The sequence below is a fragment of the Hymenobacter agri genome (assembly GCF_054778495.1).
In genome coordinates this window covers 1-619 of the sequence record NZ_BAAGZM010001234.1, presented here as the reverse complement: position 1 = coordinate 619, position 619 = coordinate 1, and the positions used below count along the sequence as shown (strand labels likewise).

Sequence of the window (619 nt, the reverse complement as noted above, 5' to 3'; positions counted from 1 at the left end):
CCAGCCCCGCGCTGGCCAGCCCGGCCAGCCCCGCCGCCGGATGCGCAAAGCTGACGAGCAGCAGCACGCCCGCAAACCCCAGATGCTGCGAAAAAAACAGCATGGCGTAGGAGCGCAGCACCGGGCGGAGGAAAGCAGTGAGAGAATCTGTTGTCATTGTAAATGCGGCGGCACCTGCTCCAGTTGCTGCAGGTATTCCAGCGTTTCGGCGGCCCGAATCAGGTGCACGGCCCCGGCCTGGTCGAGCAGCACCACGTTGGGGCGCAGGTTGATGAACTGCTGCCACTGGCTCATATTATAAGCGCCCACTTTGTGCACCACCACATGGTCGTCGGGGGCAAGCAGGGGCAAATTAATACTGGTGCGCAGCTGGTCGATGTTCATGCACAGCGGGCCGTAGAGCACGGTGGGCTCGGTGTGGTCGGAGAAGGCGCGGGCCGGGCTGATGTGGTGGTCGTACCAGAAGGAAGTAAACAGCAGGTTCACGCCGAAGTCGAGCACGGTTGCCCGGCGGCCATCGGCCAGCCGCTTGTTGGCCAGCACCGTCCCAATGAGCGAGCCTGCGTCGTCGACGAGGGCGCGGCCGGCTTCCAGCACCAGCAGCGGCAGCTCGCCGGGG

At 64.9% G+C, this 619-nt stretch carries 1 pseudogene; it reads right to left on the bottom strand.

Features of this window, described 5'->3' with window-relative positions:
- Positions 1–153 precede the first annotated feature (153 nt).
- Positions 154–619 (bottom strand): annotated as a pseudogene (locus tag ACYVDE_RS25515) (diaminopimelate decarboxylase); the annotation flags it as partial.